Source organism: Colwellia meonggei (assembly GCF_057537295.1).
In genome coordinates, this window is record NZ_BAAJLZ010000002.1 from 98700 (window position 1) to 113117 (window position 14418).

Sequence of the window (14418 nt, forward strand, 5' to 3'; positions counted from 1 at the left end):
CGTCTAAACTGGTTTTAAACCGTTAATTAATCTTGATCTGCTGCTGTAACAGCCGCTTCAACCCATTTGTACCAGTCTGAGTTGGTATCGTTTTCTGATACAGCACCGATGTAGTTACCCGCTTGGAAGAAAGCATCTAAGCCTGATAAGTCGTTAGCAGTCACGGTAATGTCTGCTGAATCAACGTCTGTTGCGAAAGCATTAGCCAATACACTTGAAGTGCTAGCAATACGCTGGTTTGCACCGCTGTTGTCGAACCAATCAGCTTTTGCTGTACCGGTTAATGCAGCTGGCTCTTTACCAGAGATAAACGTTTGCTCGCCTTTAAATTCGTTTACACAAGCCATTACTGAGTTAGAGAATGACACTTCATCAACGTTAATTTCACCGTCTGATTTATGCTCAATACAGTTAGTACCGTTGGTGCCGTCTGTTTTTACGATAAGTGTGTTGTAGTACATTGATTTAATGGCATCATCAAACTTAAATGCTTGTGAAGGGTCGTCATCACGTACTGAGCTGCCGTCAGATGTAATTACCGTTACGTTAGCAAATGTTGGGTTTGAGGTTGGTGCTTCAGAGTATTCTGCGCCGCCGTTTTTCTCACCGTCAGTTTCAAAGCCGTTGTTACCCATGAATACATCTGAGCCGGCAGGAAAAACTCTTTCGTCTTCAACAACCACACCGTTTTCAACAACAGCCGGGATTACCACTTCTTTTTTCGTTTTCACGGTACCGTGCTTAACAAAAATGTATTGACCGTTACCTTGCCAACCTGCATCGATATCAATCGCGTCATCTTGCGTATCAGTTACCACAATGTGACTAATATCGGCAGCTCCACCGAAGAATTCAATACCATCATCAAAACCTTGGTGAATGTGAATATAGTCAAATGCTGATCCTGAACCAACAGCGTTCAATGTTAATGAGTTAAGATCATCACCTTCACCACCTGAACGAGGGCCAGAGCCTGCATACCAAATGTTAGCAAATTGAATAGTTCCGCTGTTGTCAGCATTGTTGTTGCCACCAAAGTAGCTAGTAACACCTTCAGTAGTTACGTTACAGGTAGTTGCCGCACGTTGCGCGTCGGTACATTGGTTAGTAATACCAAAACCGTTAATGATAATTCCGCCCCAGTCAGCAAACTGTGCGCCGTTACCAACCACATCTAAGCGCTCATAAGCATTAGCAGAAGTGAATGTAATTGGCTTTTCTAAGGTGCCGATAGCGTTAATTTTTGCACCACGACCAATGCGAATAATTGCTTCACCAGAAGTAAATGCTAAATTGGCACCTTCAACAACGGTTAATGTTGGGCCGTTGGCAGCAATAGTACAACCTGTTGTCGTATCGCAGTCTTTACCAATAAGTAGTGCACCGTTAAAAACATGAACACCGTCTTCAGGTAGTTCGTTGAAGGTTAAGTCAGTTTCAATTTCAACATTTTTACTGGCAAATGCTGCGGTGTAGTTACAATCACGACCATCGTATGAACCTTGTAAGTCACCACGAGTTGCACATGGGTTAGTATCACCCGTGTTACCGCCACCATCAGTGTTATTTGAGTTATTGGTGCTGTTATCAACACTATTATCGTTTACGGTTGGCTTAATCTTAATGTCACCACCACAACCAACTAAAGCCATAGCACTCACGATTACACTTACTTTAAATAGATTTTTGATACTCATTACAGTTCTGCTCCGCAGATTTATTATTAAAAAATTTGCGATAATAGTACGGAGCAAAAATGACAGAATTGTTGAAATAATATGTAGTTTTTATTTCGCTAACTTGACAAACAAGTGACACAAGTAAGTCAGAAATGTGACAACGGCACGTTGGGTTTACATAATCAGTTAACCTAATATTTTATTGAACAGCTCAATATTATGGCGTTCTATAGAGGTTTTACTATAATTTATACGACCTTTTTAAGGAAGCTAGGTGGCAAAGGCATGGACATTTTACACGACATTCCCTCACAGCAAGTTTCAATATACGCGAAAGCAGCCAATCGTTTTATTGACAGTACTAAGTCCGGTTTGAATTTCTATTTAAAGTTTCACATTGTTTTATTGGTTATTTCTATCGTCTCAATTATTTTTATATTTTACCTACTTGTGACAAGTTCAATGGTAGATAAAATTACGGAGTTACTGGGAACCGGTACCATATTATCAATTGTTTTAATGTTTTCTTTGTATCAAATACAAAAGTGCTGGTGCTGCAAAAACTCTTGCAACATAGCCATTTTCCACATTGATATTGAACAACCACAAGCAGCATTTGAATATATGAAAACAAGTACCTGCCTTAAACAAGGTGGCGAAGAGATATTAAGCAAGATGTACGAATCTAGTAAATAGAGGCTATAGTCATGAAACCTATAGAGTCAGAAAAAACTACCGTTAAAAGTATTGATGATTTATACGAACGGATGAATTCAAAAAGTAAGCAACATTTTCGCTTTGAGACAGTCATATTTATTACCGTTTTAGTTATGCTGATCACTTTATTTGGCTTAGCTATTTCAAATTTAACATCTCAACTTTCTGAACAAATTGTGCAAAATACTAAGCTTGTAAATCGACTTGATACCATCGAAGCTGAGATGAAAGCTATTCGTAAAAGTATTTATGAAAAAAGTGGCATTAGTGTCAAAGAAGTTCAGCAGCAATTAGTGTCTGATGTTATTGCCAAAAAAGTTAATCGTCGAGCATCACCAGAGCAACTTAAAGTCATTGAAACTTACCAAAAAGATAAAAACTATAGTGATTTAAAAGACAATATATATTACTTAGCTAAAGCTGTTGATTTATCAGCAAAAAACCAATTACCTGAAGCTTTAGAAATGGTTGATGACTCTATTCGTTTAAAAGACAATATTTCAACCCCGTATTCCGTTAAATCAGAAATTCTTGCAAAGCAAAATAAACTTGTGCAAGCAACTGAAGCCCAAACTAAGGCAATAAATATTGAAAGTAAACTCCCCTTTAGCGAGGTTCTAGCTAACTACTACAATACTCGCGGTTTTCTATATATTAAACAAAATAAGCTTAACCACGCACTTGCTGATTTTCATAAGGGCAGTGATATTGCTATTGGCGATGAAAAGTCATTTATTTTGGAGAACGCCGTATTAGTTGCTTTATATCAAGGGGAGTGGCAAAACGCTTTCTCGCTTTCAACTCAGTTAATTGACTTAAATGTTGATGGCGGTTGGAAGTGGTTTTTACGGGCTATTGCAGCCGATAAAATTAAAAATAAAAGTGCAAGAAAGGAGGCAAAAGCTAAGTGGCAAGAAAGCATCTCAAATAACCCTAATGCGAACACTATCGAATTATTAACTGCCTCATTAAAAGATACCAACTTAAGCGCATATCAAAAATGGCTTTAAGGTAAATAATAAAAAACGGCTCACAAATTTGCGAGCCATTTTAGAACTTTAACAAGAAAAAGTAATTACCTTTACAGGCGCATTTCTTCTTGGTCTGCACCTTCTTTATCAATCACTTCTGGAATTAAGTCTTCTTTTGAAATACCTAATGCTAAAGCAATTGAACTTGCAACGTAAACTGAAGAGTAAGTACCAACAAATACACCTAATAGTAATGCTGTAGCAAAACCATGAATTAGCGCACCACCTTTAAAGAACAAAGCAGCCAATACTAATAATGTTGTAATTGAAGTGATAAAAGTACGAGATAGGGTTTGCGTCAGTGAGATATTAATCACTTCTTCAGGGCCACCAACACGTATTTTTCTAAAGTTTTCGCGAATACGGTCAGAGACAACGATAGTATCGTTGAGTGAATAACCTATTACCGCAAGTATCGCCGCAAGTACCGTTAAGTCGAACTCAAGTTGTAATACCGAGAATAAACCTAGCGTTAATAATACATCATGAAACAATGCGAATACGGAACCTAAAGCAAAGCGCCATTCAAAGCGAAAAGCAACATATACTAAGATACAAATAAGCGCAGTTAACATAGCTAAACCGCCTTGTTCGGCAAGCTCATCACCAACACTAGCGCCAACAAATTCAATACGGCGCATATCGATAGTTTGACCTGTACCAGACTGAAGAAGTGCAAGTACTTGGTTACCTAACATTTCTGCTTTGATATCTTCACGAGTAGCTAAACGAATAACAACGTCTCGGCTTGAACCATACAATTGAACTACCGCATCGTCAAAACCATTCGAGTCCATAATGCCACGAATTTGGTTCAAGTCAGCCGCTTGTTCAAAGCCTACTTCAATTAATGTACCACCAGTAAAATCTAAGCCAAAATTAAGCTTGTTAGTTGCTAATGAAAAGATAGAACCTGCCATTAACAAAATACTAAATACCATAGCTACCTTTCGGTATTTCATAAAGGCAACAGTTTCTTTTAATTTTAAAATTTGCATAGTCTTGATGCCCTATATAGAAAGTTTATCGAGACGTTTACCGCCCCAAACCGCATTAACAACTGTACGAGTACCAACTACAGCAGTAAACATAGAGGTGATAATACCGATTGATAATGTAACGGCGAACCCTTTAATCGGGCCAGTACCAACAGCAAATAAAATTAACGCTGCAATTAAAGTGGTAATATTGGCATCAATAATGGTTGAGAAAGCAGCGTCATAACCTTGATGGATTGATTGCTGAACCGATTTTCCTTCACGCATTTCTTCACGAATACGTTCAAAAATAAGTACGTTCGCATCAACGGCCATACCAACGGTTAAAACAATACCCGCCATACCTGGTAAAGTTAAAGTTGCACCTGGGATCATTGACATAACACCAACGATCAGCACTAAGTTAGCGCCTAGCGCTAAGTTAGCCACAACACCAAATGCGCGGTAATAAACCAACATAAATAAGAAAACTAAACCAAAGCCCATCATAATAGCTTGGAAGCCTAATTGAACATTTTCAGCACCCAATGTTGGACCAACAGTACGTTCTTCAACAATTTGAATTGGTGCTATCAAAGCACCAGCACGTAGTAATAATGCTAAATTATGTGCTTCTGCTTGCGTTCCTGCACCAGTAATACGGAAAGTTTTACCTAAACGCGCTTGGATAGTAGCGACACTGATCACTTCTTCAATTTTTTCAAAAATAGTATTGCCTTGAGCGTCAACTCGGTCAGTTGGCTTGTATTCAATAAATACTGTAGCCATTGGCTTACCAATGCTATTTTTTGTGCCATTTGACATTTTACTGCCACCAGCAGAATCCAAAGTAATATTTACTTGTGGTCGGCTGTACTCATCGAAGCTTGAACCTGCATCAACAATATGATCGCCGGTTAGCATTACGCGTTTTTTCAATAAAACTGGTTGGCCATTACGTTCTTTTAATAATTGAGAACTACCCGGCACACGACCATTCAATGCTGCACCTAAATCACCTTCTGTATCAACTAAACGAAACTCAATAGTTGCAGTGGCATTTAAAATTTCTTTCGCTTTTGCGGTATCTTGAACACCAGGTAATTCAATAACTATGTGCTTTTTACCTTGGCGTTGCACTAATGGCTCAGCAACACCTAACTCGTTAACACGGTTACGAATAATGGTAATGTTCTGCTGAAGTGCATACTCGCGAGTCTCCTTTAGCTTTTGCTCGGTCATTTTTGCCGATAAAGTTAAAGTATCTTCGTTCGTTTCAATTAATAGATCACGATTTTGCTTAGAAAGAAAAGAATCGGCTTTGTCTAAGTCTTCAACATTACGGAATTGAATATTGATAGCGTCATTAGCTTTTTTCACTGAGCGGTAACGAATCTTTTCGCCACGTAAGCCAGTGCGAAAGTCATCAACTAAACTGTCTTGCGCTTTAACAATGGCTTCATTCATGTTCACCTCCATAAGGAAGCTAACACCACCACTTAAATCTAAACCTAACTTCATTGGCGTACCGCCAAGGCTTGCTAACCATTCAGGCGTAGCTGGTGTTAGGTTTAACGCCACTGAGTATTGTTCACCAATACTTTCATCAAGTAAATCACGAGCACGTAACTGCTGTTCAGTATCATTGAATCGAGCCAAAATTTGGCCGTTTTCTAAAACAATGCTAGCGTACGTTATACTTTCATTATCTAATCGCGACTTTACTGTATCTAATGTCGTTGCTGTAGTTTCTACGCCACGTAAGCCTGAAATTTGTACCGCAGGGTCTTCACCATAAAGGTTTGGAGACGCATACAAAGCACCAATAGCCACTATAAATAGCACCATTAATGACTTCCACAATGGATATTTGTTTAACACAAGTTCATCCTATCTTCTTTTTGAATCGTTCTAAAATATTGGAACGAAGTTTATCAGTATTTCATTGCTCTAGTTACGCAAAAGTGCCAATTGATAAAATATCAACAAGCACTTTCAATGTCGCTAAAGCTTTAACAATAATGACTCGTTATAGAGACTTCATTGTACCTTTTGGCAATACAGCATTTACAGCGCCTTTTTGTACTGTTACTTCAGTACCTTCAGCAATGCTAACAACGATAAAGTCTTTCTCGTCTGATACTTTAACAATTTTACCAACAATGCCGCCTTGCGTAAGTACTTCATCACCTTTTGATAGTTCAGCCATTAAGCTTTTGTGCTCTTTTACACGTTTAGCTTGTGGACGATAGATCATAAAGTAAAACACTAAACCAAAAACCGCTAACATAATTAACATTGATGTACCGTCAGCTTGTTGAGCAGGTGCGGCAGCAGCATGGGCTTGGCTAATAAATAAACTCATAATTTCCTCTTATTATTTTTTCTAATCAGTATTTATAAAATGGTAAAATTAAACCTGCTAAGGTTTTAATCTGTTTCATTGCCTGTAGATGAACCCGCTAATGGCGGCACAGGTAAATCACGTAACGCATAAAATTCAGTGACAAACTCATCTAGTTTGCCTTGCTCTATGGCATCACGCAATCCTTGCATTACACGTTGGTAAAAACGTAAGTTATGCATGGTATTCAATTGCGAACCTAAAATCTCATTACATTTATCTAAATGATGTAAATAAGCACGTGAGTAATTTTTACAGGTGTAACAATCACACTCTGGATCTAAAGGCCCTGTATCTGTTTTATGACGCGCATTTCTGATTTTAATAACGCCATTAGTAACAAATAAATGTCCGTTACGAGCATTACGCGTCGGCATTACGCAATCAAACATGTCGATACCGCGACGTACACCTTCAACTAAATCTTCCGGCTTGCCTACTCCCATAAGATATCGGGGTTTATTTTCTGGAATCAAGGGGGTGGTGTGATCTAATATGCGGATCATGTCTTCTTTTGGTTCACCAACTGATAAACCACCGATGGCGTAGCCGTCAAAATCAATACTGGTTAAACCATTAACAGAAACTTCGCGTAAGTCTTCGTACATGCCACCTTGCACTATACCGAATAAAGCGTTTGGATTACCTTGGTGGGCATCTTTAGAACGTTGTGCCCAACGTAAAGAAAGCTCCATTGATACTTTTGATTCTTCGTGACTGGCTGGGTATGGTGTACATTCGTCAAAGATCATAACAACGTCAGAACCTAAACTGCGCTGAACTTCCATTGAGCGCTCTGGTGTTAGCATAATTTTTTCACCGTTTACAGGTGAGCTAAACTTAACCCCCTCTTCAGTGATTTTACGCATTTTACCTAAACTAAATACTTGAAAGCCGCCAGAGTCGGTAAGAATTGGCTTATCCCAATTGATAAAGTCGTGTAAATCACCGTGCTGTTCAATAATTTCAGTGCCTGGTCGCAACATTAGATGAAAGGTGTTGCCTAACAGGATTTCTGCTCCGGTATCTGCAACTTCTTCAGTTTTCATACCTTTTACCGTACCGTATGTACCTACAGGCATAAAAGCCGGAGTTTCTACTGTACCGCGAGCAAAAGTTAAACGGCCGCGTCTTGCTTTTCCGTCAGTTTTTAGCAGTTCATACTGCATAGCTTTCTTTTCTGTTTTATCTGTCATTTTACTTCCTTCACCTACTAGCGAAACAGGCTAGCGGTTATTTTTTACTAGCTAGTTTGGCTAGCTAATTACAATATATTAATATTAAATTTCAGCGCTTATTTTTTCGTTAAAAACATAGCATCGCCATAGCTAAAGAAGCGATATTGTTCTGATACTGCATGTTGATATGCTGCCATAATATTCTCATAACCAGAAAATGCACTCACTAACATCAAAAGCGTTGACTCTGATAAATGGAAATTGGTCACAAGTGCGTCAACAACCTGAAAGTCATAACCTGGAGTGATGAAGATATCAGTATCACCATAAAACTCACCGAATGCTTTGCCTTGCTCTTTAGCCATTTTTGCTGCGCTTTCTAAAGAACGCACTGAGGTGGTACCAACCGCGATAACTTTACCACCATTAGCTTTTGTTTGATTAATTTGCTCAACAACGTGTGCGGGTACTTCAACATATTCGGCATGCATAATATGATCAGCGATTTCATCAACTTTTACTGGCTGGAATGTACCAGCACCTACATGCAAAGTAACAAAGGCAAACTCAACGCCTTTATCCTTGAGCTGCGCCATTAATTCATCATCAAAATGTAAGCCTGCAGTTGGTGCAGCAACAGCACCTGGCTTTTCATTATAAACTGTTTGGTAACGCTCTTTATCGCTTTCTTCGTCTGGGCGGTCAATATATGGCGGTAATGGCATATGACCAATATCTTCTAAAATACTTAATACTGACTGTTCACCATGAAACTCAAGTTCAAATAAAGCATCATGCCTTGCAACCATAGTCGCCTTAACTTTACCTTCTAATAGTATCTCAGTGCCCGGTTTAGGTGATTTACTGCAACGAATATGCGCAAGCACTCTATGCTCATCTAATAACCTTTCTACCAATACTTCTAACTTACCACCGCTGGCCTTTTGACCAAACATGCGAGCAGGAATAACACGGGTATTGTTAAAAACAAGCAAATCCCCAGGGGCAATATGGGCAATTAAGTCAGTAAAAGTTTCATCTGCGATTTTGCCACTTTCACCATTTAACGTCATCAAACGACTAGCAGAACGGTCAGTTTTAGGGTAACGAGCAATAAGCTCTTCGGGTAAATCAAATGAAAAATCGGCAACGCGCATGATAAAGTAACTAGTTTAAAAGGTGAAAAAACGCGTAATTTTAGTGTCGCACGCGTTGAATAGCAAGAGAAATAGCGTCTAAACTAACCAATAAAAAACTCAATATAATCTTAGTTAAAGATTATATTGAGTTTTTAAGAAACACTGTGCTGGGTAGTAATAAATATAAATGGTTACTCGCAAGCCACCAATTCAATTGTTGGTTCAGTTAAGCCAACTAAGCTCATTGTATATCTAACATAGCAAGCGTCAGTTAATAACTTTTTATTTGCAGTATCAATATTGTCTAAAAAGGTAATCTCAGCATGATAGCTATCACTACCTAATGCAGTGGCAGCTGTAACAACAAAGTCATCCTCAAACTCTAGACTAATGCCATTTACTAATGTGGATAATGTTCTACTATCAGGCGCTGGGTAGCCAAAGCCAAATGAGCAACTTGTGCAACCTTCAATAACCTCTTCTGCCTTAGGCGTTGTTCTAGAATTCAATAGCTGCTTATCAGCATCTTTAACCACTAACTTTGCATGGCTTGTACTTAGTGCTGACGCTAATGCCCCTTTTAAGCCCTGCAACGCAGATGTTTTTGCTTCTGATTGCAGGTTAACAAAACGAGGAACTGCCACTGCAGCAAGAATACCCAATATAATAATAACAACGACAAGTTCTATTAGAGTAAAGCCCTTACTTTCATACATATTAAAATTTACCTTAACTTACGACGACTCGCTGTAATGAAACATAAGTCTCATTACAGCGACATTAAGTATTTGCGCATAATTTTAGCGCATAAAATTGTACTTAATAGCTTTATTGCGGCACGGTGACAATTTAATACACTTAATTAACACAAGGTTGCCAACTCAGTTACATAGCAGGTTTCCCAGCACTTACCCAATATTAACTTTGCTCATAAACGCAATAGGAGAATACAAAAATGGAGCATAATATCTAAGTGTTATCACGGTAATTAATAGTGACTATAATTTAAAAACAATCCCCAAAAACTATCATTTTATCGTATGCTGAATCCATATTTTCCTGATAGGTAAGCCCATGAAAAATCTTGCTTTCGCTATAGCTAAAACCATCATTAACGGATTCGAACGCCACATTTACCTATATAGCGAAATAACCCAGACAGCAAAACAACGCTTTGAACAATATCAATGGTCACAAGTGCAAGAAGCAGCGAAGGCTCGCACTGACTTTTATGAACGGCGTGTTGAAGAAACCTTAGATACCATTAAGCAAGATTTTTTTATCACTGAGCTTGATGATGAACTTTGGCAATATGTAAAAAATTGCTATATAGAGTTGTTAAGTCAACATCCGCAACCAGAGTTAGCCGAAAGCTTTTACAATTCAGTGTTTTGTCATTTGTTTGAGCGCAAGTACTACCACAACGCATACATATTCGTACAATCAACAGCCACACGATTAGATTCATTACCAACACCGAAAATATTTACCAGCTACCACCCTGCTGAAGCAGGTCTTTTTCAAACCATAAGTCTCATTATGAAAAAGCAGAATTTTTCCGTGCCTTATGCCCACCTGAAAAAAGACGTTAATACTATTATTTCGAAGTTTCGACAACATGCACACAAAACCCGTTTTCAATTATCTGACTTACAATTTGATATTTTAGATTCCGTTTTTTATCGCAATAAAGGTGCTTATATTATCGGTAGAGTAATTTCTCCTGCCGGTGAAACACCCTTTATTATTTCACTGCTGAATAATGAAAAAGACGGATTATTCATCGACGCCTTGATCACAGAAGGTGAACACATGGCGGTAGTGTTTGGTTTTGCCCGCGCCTATTTTTTTGTTGATTGTCAGCACCCCCATGCCTTGATTGAATTTTTAAACCGTTTAATTCCTCATAAAACTCAAGCCGACCTATATTCAGCTATTGGTTTTCATAAACAGGGAAAAACACAATTTTACCGTGATTTCTTAAATCACTTAGATAGCAGTGATGACAAGCTGGATCTCGCACCTGGCATCAAAGGTATGGTGATGTCGGTATTTACCTTACCCTCCTACCCTTATGTATTTAAAATCATTAAAGATAAGTTTTCGCCAAGCAAAAACATGACCCGAGCAGATGTAAAAGGAAAATACCGTTTGGTAAAATTACATGATCGCGTTGGTCGAATGGCTGATACTATGGAATATTCAGAAGTTGCCTTTCCCAAAGATCGATTTTCAGAGGAACTACTTACCGAGCTTAATACTGTTGCCCCATCATTATTACGCTTTGAAAATGGTTTAGTGATCATCAAGCATATGTATATTGAACGTAAAATGACGCCGCTAAACTTATATCTTGCCAAAGCCAGCGACGATGAGGTTGACAATGCCATGTATGGATATGGCAAAGCGATTAAACAACTGATTGCGGCTGATATCTTTCCCGGCGATATGCTATTGAAAAACTTCGGTGTTACCCGTCATGGTCGAGTCATTTTTTACGATTACGATGAAATTACTTACATGAATGAAGTTAACTTTCGTGTTAAACCTGAGCCTATGACTGAAGAACAAATTTATGCATCTGAGCCATGGTACTCGGTCGACCCTGGTGATGTTTTTCCAGAAGAGATTGCCACTTTCGCTTTAGCAAATAAACGCTACCGAGAAGCATTTTTAAAGCACCATGCTAACTTATTAGAGGCAAAGTATTGGCAATCATGTCAAGAAAAAGTTGCTCAAGGTGTATTTGCCGATGTTTATCCTTACCCTGAGAAATCAAGGTTTTGCTATTTTGCCTCGGCTCAATCATAAAAAAGAATAAAAATGCTCTAAAAGCAACTAATTTGCTGGTTATTTAGGCGAACAGTCATTTTTTTTTAATTTGCCCTTTACCTTTGGTAAAGCATCAGTATAATTCGAATCCGTTGCAGGGGTGTAGTTCCAATTGGTAGAACAGCGGTCTCCAAAACCGACGGTTGGGAGTTCGAATCTCTCCACCCCTGCCATTTTCCTTTCTTATATTTATCTTTTTCAAATTAATTTAGCTTTCTTGTTTTTCCGAAATGGAAACTCTGTCATGATGTCTGTGATTTTCAACGTGCCTAAAAAACTATGAGTATTACAAAGCGACAATTTGGCTTGTTAACAGCAATGGATATAACTGTCTGGAAACGCCGAGAGTTAACGACACACGGTAACTCATCAGAGACAGTGTTAACTTCGTCACAACACCCAAATAGCGAACATAAGCAAGAAGTATCTAACTTAGCCATTAATATTAGTGATTTGCCAACTGAGCAGCTATTTACTGATATTATGCAATGTCTAGGTGTAAGTAGTGCCGATGTTTCATTGCGTGACAACAAAATTGATCTTGGCATAATTAATTGGCAATTTAGCAGACAAGAAAAAATTGAATTTAAGCATAATTGCCTAATTACACCCGAAATGTCAGTTTTGGCACAATCTATACCTTTAAAAAAATTACTCTGGCAATCACTACAAACTATAAGTAAATCATGACACAAACCTTAGCTCACACATTTAGCACTATTACGCCTGAGAACACCCAAACATTAATGATAATAGAACAAGCCTGTCATATTCATCCATGGAGTGAAAAAACCTTTAATAGCTGTATAGGTGGACGTTATTTTGGTGAGTACTTAACCGTAGATAATGTTGTGGTTGGTTTTTATGTAGGCGAACATGTAGCAGGAGAGTCAACCTTGATGGACATTTGTGTCGCGCCACAATATCAAGGAAAAGGCTATGGCAAAGTCTTGTTACTACAGTTTTTTAAGCAATGTCAGCAGCTAGCAACTGAAACTATCTTTCTTGAGGTGCGAGCTAAAAACATTAGCGCACAAATGCTTTATATTAACCAAGGATTTACAGAAATTTCTCGCAGAACTGGTTACTACCCAAGCAATTCAGGGTTTGGCTATGAAGACGCGATTGTTATGTCAAAAAAGTTATAACAAACTTATAACTTTAACCACAATAACACTTAACTACATTTTTTTACGCAGCGCTTCTATCTCCTTGATGCCAAAATAATTAAACTGCTTTCATCATCTAAAAAGTCATTAATTTAAATGCATAGTATGCAAGCTAATACCCGCTCAAGGGTTTCACGTCAATTTGCCAATACAAGACAAAATGATAATGTAGCTACGGAAGAAGCCGTTGAACAAGTAATGGATAATGCCCTTAATCAACTAGCGGCATTAACGGGCTTAAAACAAAGTCAGGTTTTAGAAATGCTGGTTAATAGATATAGTGGACAAAATACACAGCATCAATCTCGTCATCATAGACAACTATTAAATGATGATGAAAGTATTTTTATCGGTAATTTATTTAATTAACCTCTACGCCTCATCTATATAGTTTCAATAAGAAATCACTTCCCCCTTGCCGCTTTCTGGACAAGAAACCCTATACTTGATTGACTACCGTAAAGCTTAAGACTGTCATCAGATTCAAGTTCCGTCCAAGTTTTCTTCGCCAATACACCACAAATATAATCTAACTGCATGTCGCGATATTCATTTAAATAAACTTTACCATTACAGTGCTTTTTTCTAAATCGATGAGCTTTACGATTCACAGTCACAATTTTTGTTGCTTTAAAATTTTCAACAACATAGATATGTGCAAGTACAGGCAAACTCTTTGAGCTAATAAAAAAAGTAGTAACTAGAATAATTATTGCAACCAAAACAATAAGCCAAGGCTCATTGCTATTCGCCTTTTGGATTTCGGCTTTAACATCTTTATTCTGCTCAAGCCGCTCTTTTTCTAAGGAGCTCTGACAATTCATTTTCTCACGGCGGTATTTAAATTTTGAAAAGCCATAAGCCACGGCTGCGAAAATAGATACTAACCAAGAGAAATTGCTAACAACTTCACCATAATTTGGCGATAGTAAAAATGAATTGAAATAAACCGGTGCACAAAATACCGCGAGAATAATGCCAAGTTTAATAAAGCCCAGCCAAGTGATAACTTGCTGCTGTTCACGCCTTGCTGATACAGGATCCCAGTAACTTGTTATTGCTTGCTTATCAACTTTATTCCGCTGCTCTTTATTTAAGCTTTCACGGCAAATTTCTTGTTTCAATCTTTCTTTTTCAAGCTTTTCTTTACGTGCTATTTCCCTAATCAACTTGTGATAATTTTCAGGATTTCGCTCTGCATCAATCACCCTAAGTACATCATGCAACTCTGCTAAGGTATATTTTTCATACTCGGGGTTTAACAATATATTCACTCCATGGCTAAATAACGA

At 38.1% G+C, this 14418-nt stretch carries 14 protein-coding genes and 1 tRNA gene; 7 read left to right on the forward strand and 8 right to left on the reverse strand.

What is annotated here, in order from left to right:
• Nucleotides 1–26: 26 nt before the first annotated feature.
• Nucleotides 27–1697, reverse strand: coding sequence for a hypothetical protein (locus AC27E9_RS06615; RefSeq protein ID WP_487128489.1), 1671 nt, complete (start codon nt 1695–1697; stop codon nt 27–29).
• 267 nt (nt 1698–1964) lie between these two features.
• On the opposite strand from AC27E9_RS06615, the gene AC27E9_RS06620 reads away from it, so the two are divergent.
• Together AC27E9_RS06620 and AC27E9_RS06625 are read left to right on the forward strand one after the other, a co-directional pair.
• Nucleotides 1965–2375, forward strand: coding sequence for a hypothetical protein (locus AC27E9_RS06620; protein WP_487128491.1), 411 nt, complete (start codon nt 1965–1967; stop codon nt 2373–2375).
• Between the two features lie 11 nt (nt 2376–2386).
• Nucleotides 2387–3406: a tetratricopeptide repeat protein gene (locus tag AC27E9_RS06625; protein ID WP_487128493.1), complete on the forward strand. Its 1020-nt coding sequence runs from the start codon at nt 2387–2389 to the stop codon at nt 3404–3406.
• 71 nt (nt 3407–3477) lie between these two features.
• On the opposite strand, the gene secF is transcribed toward AC27E9_RS06625, so the two are convergent.
• The 6 genes from secF to AC27E9_RS06655 form a co-directional block, all read right to left on the reverse strand.
• Entirely contained in the window at nt 3478–4425 is a 948-nt protein-coding gene (gene secF / locus AC27E9_RS06630; protein ID WP_487128495.1) for a protein translocase subunit SecF, read from the reverse strand.
• A gap of 12 nt (nt 4426–4437) precedes the next feature.
• Nucleotides 4438–6285, reverse strand: a complete 1848-nt coding sequence (gene secD / locus AC27E9_RS06635; RefSeq protein WP_487128497.1) for a protein translocase subunit SecD — start codon at nt 6283–6285, stop codon at nt 4438–4440.
• 148 nt (nt 6286–6433) lie between these two features.
• Nucleotides 6434–6769, reverse strand: coding sequence for a preprotein translocase subunit YajC (yajC, locus tag AC27E9_RS06640; protein WP_487079789.1), 336 nt, complete (start codon nt 6767–6769; stop codon nt 6434–6436).
• Nucleotides 6770–6834: 65 nt separating this feature from the next.
• A complete protein-coding gene (gene tgt, locus AC27E9_RS06645; RefSeq protein ID WP_487129175.1) occupies nt 6835–7977 on the reverse strand; it encodes a tRNA guanosine(34) transglycosylase Tgt in 1143 nt (380 codons plus the stop codon).
• 125 nt (nt 7978–8102) lie between these two features.
• Nucleotides 8103–9143, reverse strand: coding sequence for a tRNA preQ1(34) S-adenosylmethionine ribosyltransferase-isomerase QueA (gene queA, locus AC27E9_RS06650; protein WP_487128499.1), 1041 nt, complete (start codon nt 9141–9143; stop codon nt 8103–8105).
• 173 nt (nt 9144–9316) lie between these two features.
• Nucleotides 9317–9841, reverse strand: a complete 525-nt coding sequence (locus AC27E9_RS06655) for a type II secretion system protein (protein ID WP_487128501.1) — start codon at nt 9839–9841, stop codon at nt 9317–9319.
• 358 nt (nt 9842–10199) lie between these two features.
• Here AC27E9_RS06655 and aceK point away from each other — a divergent pair, with 358 nt between their 5' ends.
• The 5 genes from aceK to AC27E9_RS06680 all read left to right on the forward strand — a co-directional run bounded on the left by aceK (nt 10200) and on the right by AC27E9_RS06680 (nt 13495).
• The gene (gene aceK / locus AC27E9_RS06660; protein WP_487128503.1) at nt 10200–11936 is read left to right on the forward strand and encodes a bifunctional isocitrate dehydrogenase kinase/phosphatase; all 1737 of its coding nucleotides are present in this window, start codon (nt 10200–10202) and stop codon (nt 11934–11936) included.
• A gap of 117 nt (nt 11937–12053) precedes the next feature.
• Nucleotides 12054–12130: transfer RNA gene (locus tag AC27E9_RS06665), tRNA-Trp, on the forward strand.
• A gap of 106 nt (nt 12131–12236) precedes the next feature.
• Complete coding sequence (locus AC27E9_RS06670) at nt 12237–12647, forward strand: hypothetical protein (RefSeq protein WP_487128505.1); 411 nt, start codon at nt 12237–12239, stop codon at nt 12645–12647.
• On the forward strand, nt 12644–13105 hold the full coding sequence (gene rimI, locus AC27E9_RS06675; RefSeq protein ID WP_487128507.1) for a ribosomal protein S18-alanine N-acetyltransferase: 462 nt from the start codon (nt 12644–12646) through the stop codon (nt 13103–13105). Before AC27E9_RS06670 ends, rimI begins: the two co-directional genes overlap by 4 nt.
• 117 nt (nt 13106–13222) lie before the next feature.
• Nucleotides 13223–13495 carry a hypothetical protein gene (locus AC27E9_RS06680; protein WP_487128509.1) on the forward strand — a complete coding sequence of 91 codons (273 nt, stop codon included), beginning with the start codon at nt 13223–13225 and terminating at the stop codon, nt 13493–13495.
• A gap of 35 nt (nt 13496–13530) precedes the next feature.
• Here AC27E9_RS06680 and AC27E9_RS06685 read toward each other — a convergent pair whose 3' ends face one another.
• Entirely contained in the window at nt 13531–14391 is an 861-nt protein-coding gene (locus AC27E9_RS06685; RefSeq protein ID WP_487128511.1) for a hypothetical protein, read from the reverse strand.
• Nucleotides 14392–14418 lie beyond the last annotated feature (27 nt).